Here is a 933-nt window from a genome sequence, read left to right as displayed (position 1 = left end):
CCGTATAAGTGTAAACAGGATTTACTGTTCCATAAACTTTTGTTTGTGAAGCATCTGCTGTTACTGTAATTGGTTTTGCCGTAATAGTAAAGTTAGCACCTGCGTAACTAATCGTATAATTAGATCCTGCACTCAAACTTCCTTGGGTAATAGCATAAGTTCCTATATTTTCCCCAGCAACTCTGGTTAAAGCTCCTGTAAAGGCATCACTACCTACCAAACCTGGTGAAACAGTATAAACAAAAACAGGATCTGTTGTTCCGTAAACTTTCGTTTGTGATGGAGTTGCCGTTACTGTAATTGGTTTTGCGGTAATAGTAAAGTTTGCAGCAACATAAGTAATTAAATATTTAGACCCAGCTGAAAGCGAACCTTGATTAATAGCATAATTACCAATATTTTCACCACTAACTCTTGTTAAAGATCCTGTGAATGAATCTCCCGAAAGCAAACTTGGTGACACTGTATAAGTTAAAACAGGATCACTCTCCCCATATATTTTAGTTTGAGAAGGTGTTGCAGTTACGGTAATTGGGATTTGATTTAATTTCAGTACATAATTATAGGTAGCAGTACAACTATTAGCATCAGTAGCGGTAACCGTAAAATTACTATCAGCAATTTGAGTTGAAATACCTGTTATCTGTCCAGCTGTTGATAGCGAAAAACCAGAAGGCAAACTTCCCGCTGTAACGGCATAGGTTTTAGATCCTGTTCCTCCTGAAGCTACTATAGTTTGACTATATCCAGTATTGTAATCATAACCAGACAAAACTGTTGTTGTGAAATTAATTGCTGTTGGTTGAGTAATAGTAAAGTTAACTGCTGTAGTACAGTTGTTAGCATCGGTTACAGTACATGTCCATGTACCAGGAGTTAGACCTGTTACAGAAGTTGTACCATCACCAGTTGGGTTACCCGGAGTCCAGTTAT

At 37.5% G+C, this 933-nt stretch carries 1 protein-coding gene; it reads right to left on the bottom strand.

Going from position 1 to position 933, the window contains the following annotated elements; translation table 11 throughout:
* Positions 1-933: MBG domain-containing protein (locus DMB65_RS22245; RefSeq protein WP_230470742.1), on the bottom strand; the 933-nt coding region annotated here is incomplete at both ends.

The organism is Flavobacterium cheongpyeongense (genome assembly GCF_003202435.1).
Lineage (GTDB): Bacteria > Bacteroidota > Bacteroidia > Flavobacteriales > Flavobacteriaceae > Flavobacterium > Flavobacterium cheongpyeongense.
This window is presented reverse-complemented; position numbering and strand designations above follow the sequence as displayed.